General features: G+C 69.3%; 3 protein-coding genes. 2 read left to right on the top strand and 1 reads right to left on the bottom strand.

Features of this window, described 5'->3' with window-relative positions:
- The coding region (gene pglW / locus DD1DGNOD_RS10940) for a BREX system serine/threonine kinase PglW (RefSeq protein ID WP_346434310.1) at positions 1 to 3,377 on the bottom strand (3,377 nt) is incomplete at its 3' end.
- Positions 3,378 to 3,967: 590 nt separating this feature from the next.
- On the opposite strand from pglW, the gene DD1DGNOD_RS10935 reads away from it, so the two are divergent.
- Together DD1DGNOD_RS10935 and DD1DGNOD_RS10930 are read left to right on the top strand one after the other, a co-directional pair.
- On the top strand, positions 3,968 to 4,441 hold the full coding sequence (locus tag DD1DGNOD_RS10935; protein ID WP_131770036.1) for a helix-turn-helix domain-containing protein: 474 nt from the start codon (positions 3,968 to 3,970) through the stop codon (positions 4,439 to 4,441).
- Positions 4,442 to 4,533: 92 nt separating this feature from the next.
- On the top strand, positions 4,534 to 5,183 hold a 650-nt coding region (locus DD1DGNOD_RS10930; RefSeq protein WP_165036595.1), incomplete at its 3' end, for a DUF433 domain-containing protein.

The raw sequence follows: 5,183 nt of genomic DNA, 5'->3' as shown, positions 1-5,183 counted from the left end.
AGCACCCCGGTGACCAGCTCGTCGAAGCCCATCACCCGGCCGCCCTCGGTAAGCAGCTCCACCAGCTCGGTGTGCACGCTGCGCACCACCGTGTCGCCATGCCAGGCGCGGCGCCGCTTCGACAGCACCTGGGCGATCCGGCCGGAGCTGACACCGAGCCGATCCGCGACGAGCTGCTGGCGGGGCCAGGCAGGCAGCCCGGGGAGCTCCCCGGCGGCGTCGGGCAGGCCGAGCAGCAGCCGGGTCGCTGTCAGCTCGGTCGCGTTGCGGGCACCCTGCGGGCGCGGGAGGAGGCGGGCGACGATCCCGTCGACGCCGATCCGGGCGAGCTCCGCGTCGGGCGTGCCGTCCGGCACGGCGACGGCCGGCGTGGCCACCACGGTGGCGGTGACCTGTGGCGCGGCGGCGGTGAGCGGGCGCCACTGCCGGATCCGGGCCTGCAGCTCCTGGCGGGTCTTCTGCCCGGTGCCGGGGAGACTGATGATCTGTTTGGAGCCGAGCGCGAGCAGCTCGGCGACGGTTGTCACGTTCAGGCGGTGCGCGATGGAGATCGCCCGCGGGCTGAGGCCGGCGGACTCCAGCGGGGTGTCCAGCGTCGCCTGGGAGGCCGCGTGGTCACGTGCCTGCTGGGCCGCCTCCCCGTCGGCCGGGTCGTCAGCGCCGATCTCGGTCGCCGTCGCGCCGCCACCAGCGCCAGCGGCGGCCTGCTTGTTGGTGCCGGCGCCCGTACCGGCCACCCCGACCCCGGAGTCGGGGTGGCGGCTGCCCACCGGCGGCGCCGTGTCCGCCGCCCGGAACACCGCCTGCCAGGCGTCACGCATCTCCTTCAACGAGCCGAACCGGACGGTGACGTCCCGGTCCAGCGCCCGCAGGAAGAACGCGGCGAGGCCGTCCCGGATCGCCGGGTCGAACGCCTCGGTCGCCAGCGTCGGCGGCCCCTCGGTGAACCGCGCCTCGGTGCTGCCGTCGCCCCACAGCGGCAGCTCGCCGGACGCCATCTCGTGCAGGGTGACCGCGAGCGCGTACCGCTCGGCGTGGTCGTCGTAGACCATCCGCGAGCCGGTGCCGAGGAACGGGTCGAGATAGCGCGGGGTGCCCGCCTCGATCTCCCGCACCGAGATACCGGCGAGCGAGAAGTCGATCAGCACCAGCTGATAGGTGCGGTTCTGCCGCTTCCGGATAACAATGTTGTCCGGCTTCAGGTCACGGTGCGCGACCCCCTCACCCTCCAGGTAGTCGACCGCGCCGAACAGGTAGTCGCTGTACGTCTCCAGCTCGTCGATGGTGAGGCGACCCTCGTCGCGCAGCTTGCGGGCGACGGTCCGCTCGCCGGCGTGCTCCAGGACCAGCACCGACCGCTCACCGATCAGCAGCGGCTCCTGACGGGCCAGCCGGATCACCCGCGAGTCGCCGAGCCGGCGCAGCACCTCCGCCTCATGCTCCAGCCGGGTTGCCCGGTCGGCGGACAGCGCGACCTTGAGCACCTCGTGCTGTCCGGTCCGCCCGTTGAGCGCGAGGAACGCGCGGCTCGTCGAGCCGGTGCCGAGCCGCTTCTCGATCCGCCACTCGCCGCCGACCAGATCCCCGTGCCGAGCTTCCAGCGGATCCGGCTCCGGCTCAGCCTCACCCGCGACGGACAGCGGCGGGGTGCTCGCAGTGCGGGGTGCGGTGAGTTCCTCCTCGACTATTTCCAGCAGTTCAAGCAGCTCGCGGACGCTCCCCGGCCGGTCCGCCGGCACCGGTCGGGTCGCCTGCGCAACGAGGTCGTCGGTGAGGTCGGAGATCGAGTCGACGACCGTGGACGGGTGCAGGCCCCGCTCGTCCGCCAGCCTGGTCAGCAGCTCGCCACGGCGGGCCGCCGGCGCGCTGCCGGTGAGGATCAGGTAGGCGAGGGCGCCGAGACCGAACACGTCGAGCGCGACCGGGTCGGGCAGCGGTGCAGTGAGCTCCGGTGCGAGGTAACCCTCCGCGGAGCGCTCGAGATGGGGAACGACCTGGCTGGCCGCCCCGGCCCGCAACGACACGACCGCGGTGCCGGCGCTCGAACCGGTTTCCCGGCTCGCCGCCTGCCAGTCGCTGATCTGCAGCCTGGGGGTCAGCCAGCCCTGGTCGTGGCCGTCTGCAGTGGCCGACTGCCCGACGTGGCCGCCACCCGCCGCCCCGCCGACGGCGGAATCGGCGCCAGAACCGGGACCATCGGCTACGGCCGTCGGCCGTACACGGCGGTGTGAAGCCGGCAGAACGAGGATGCTGCGCGCGGATAACGCACGATGGTGCAGGTGCCGGCCGTGTGCGTAGGCCATCGCCTCGGCGAGCTGGCGGATCATGTCGACTCGGGTGCCGGCGTCGAGCCGGGCACCGTAGCGGGCCATGTAGTGGTCGAGCCGTAACGCGTCGGGCCGGTGTCTGAAGACCAACGCCGGGCCGGCCTCGTGCTGTTCGAACGCGTCGACCTGGACGATGCCCGGATGGTTGATGCCGTGCAGCGCCAGCATCTCCCGGCGAGCGGCCGCCTCGATACCAGCACGCTCGGCCTGGCCGGCGGACCGTTCGACGAGGTAGATGCGGATCCGCCGGCGCTCCGACGGAAACTGGGTGTGCTGCGCGAGATGGTCCTGCCAGGTCGGGCCGGTCTCGAACGGCGGGAACTCCAGCTGCCAGCTGCCGATGCGCAGGTGGCGGCGGCTCTTGGCGATACCGACGGCAGGCATCAGCCTGGTCAGCGCCTTCGACAGTTCGGGGCTGACCCGTTGCCGCTCGTCCCGGATCGGCTCGTCCAGCAGGCCGGACCAGATCGACGGCAGCACCACACTCACGGCCTTGCCGGCACCGACCCCAGCCCTGCCCGCGTCCGAGCCGGCCCCGGAAGATGGCGCGCCGGAGCCGGCCCGCTCAGGGCCGTACACCCGGTGCAGCTGATTCTCGGGCAGTTCGACCCGCAGGCCGGGTTCGGAGAGGAACACCGCAGCCTGGATGTACGGGATCCGCTGCCGTATCCCGAGGCGACCGGCCGCGATGGTCAACAACGACCGGAGCTGTTTCGCCTTGGAGTCGGCCAGGTGCAACGGGTTGTCGAAAACCCGCTCGCGGGCGTTCGACAGTATCCAGTTCGAGCCGGAGGCGGTGAGCCGCCCGGTCAGGCTCTTGATTTCGATCAGGTACAGGCCGCCGCGTGCGACGACGAACAGGTCGACCTCGCGCACGTGCCCGGTCGTCGCGGTGAACGTGAAGTTCGACCAGGCGCGGTACGGCTCGGCGTCCGGTAGCAGGTTCTGGACGTGTTGGAGCGCCTCGCGTTCATGCTGGAACAGCGACGCCGTGACAGTCTGCCACCGGCCCTCACGCATCCCGCCCCCACCACCGTCACCTAATGTCACCACCGTCACCATGCGCATACGTGAGCTGGGCGATATTAGCTCGCTACAGCTAATTAGTATCAAAAGATTAATGATCGAAAGATACGATCTGATGCGGTATGCATCATGGGCACGGTCCGGCTGTCACGCTGACCAGTTCGCCTTCGGATGCCGCATCGCGCCTCTTCGACCCGGCGAACCGCACCGCCCGATGCCGGATCATCAAGGCTGCGGCGGCTTCCCGGTTTCACACTTTTGGGTACGTCACACGGGTTGGCCGGCAGAGACCAGCGGAACTGGGCGTAAAGGACGGTGGTCGGAGGTACGGACCGCGCCGGGCGGCACCGAGGTGCCGGGCAAGTCGTGAGGAGCGGTTGCCATGGCAGGGCCTGCCGCCTCGCCCAGCACCCGCACTGCCTCCTCCACCTCACTGGACGCGGTCGCAGCGACTCCCAGATCGACCGTAAGTTGTAGCGGGATCCTGGACGAAGGCCGAATCCATGCGCTTGGACGAGTTCACCCGGATCGGTCCCCGAACCGGGATCGAGATCGGGTAGAGTTACAGATGCTTCAGATAGAAGCTATGATGATCGCCGGTAGCAGGGGGAGCCATGACGTCCCATCCGGCGGTTCTTGAGCTGACCAGTCCCGATGCTCCCACCCGGCGGGCATCGTCGGACCTCGCATCGGCCGTGGAGCAGGCGATCGCGTCATCAGACTCCGGGTCGGTGGTGCTTGTCGTGGGTGGCGTAGAAGTCGACGCGCCCGTGGCCGTGCTGCGCGCCCTGCTCCACGCGGCTCACGAGCAGGCCGCCGGGCATCGTGTGCGGATCATCTCTCCCGACTCCACGAGCGAGCTGACGCCGAATCAGGCAGCAGCCTACCTGGGGATTTCACGCCCGTTGCTGGTGAAACTTCTCGATGACGGGACCATTCCCGCCCGGACTCTTCCCGGCAGTCGCCACCGCCGGATTGCAGTGGCCGACCTGGAGGAGTACACGGCGCGAAAGGTGAGACGACGTCGGACCCTGGCTGCCGCCATGAATGATGTGGCGGGTGCCGATCTGTATTTCCCAGCCGACTGACAGCGCATTGGAATCGCCGCCATGACCATCGCGCACGTCCACCCATAGTAGCCGGGCAGTTTCGTCATGTTGTTGTGCGCGATGATGGCACCATGGACGTGATCAACCTGTTGGAGCGGCCCTTCTACGGGATGTCGCAGGCTGACCGCATCCTCCTGCTCCCCGCGGGGACCACCCGCCGCTGGGTTGACGGCTACCGCCGGGGTGACACTGCCTACCCGCCCGTCATCCGGCCGGCGAGTACCGGCGACGACACAGTGACGTGGGGCAAGTTCGTCGAGACTCGCCTGCTCGCCGGTTTCCGTGCGCGGGGAGTCCCGCTGATCCGGCTGCGTCCGGCGATCGAGATGTTGCGCGAGCGGTTCGACACCCGCTATCCGCTGGCGCACGCCCGGCCGTTCGTCGCCGGTAAGGATCTCGTCCTCGCAGTCCAGGAGGACGTCGGGCTGGACAGGGAGCTGTGTCTGGTGGTCGTCCGGACCGGTCAGCGGATGCTAAATTTGAGCACCCCCGCCGAAGCGTTTTTCCGCTCGACCGAGTTCACCGATGACGAAGACGGGGTCGCGCGTCTCATCCGGCCGATTCTCGATGTAGACGACGTCGTGATCGACCCGCTGCGGGGGTTCGGTGAACCAGTGGTCCGTAATGTTCCCACTGAGGTCATTGCGGAGCAGGTCCGCGCCGGCGACCCCCCTGAAATGGTCGCAGACCTTTTTGAACTGAGTCCGATGCAGGTCAACGC

It is taken from the genome of Candidatus Protofrankia californiensis, from assembly GCF_900634765.1.
GTDB classification, from domain to species: Bacteria; Actinomycetota; Actinomycetes; order Frankiales; family Frankiaceae; genus Protofrankia; species Protofrankia californiensis.
This window is presented reverse-complemented; position numbering and strand designations above follow the sequence as displayed.

Excerpts from the sequence above, each read along its gene's own strand:
- DD1DGNOD_RS10935 (WP_131770036.1), top strand. The coding sequence starts at position 3,968 with ATGACGTCCCATCCGGCGGTTCTTGAGCTGACCAGTCCCGATGCTCCC.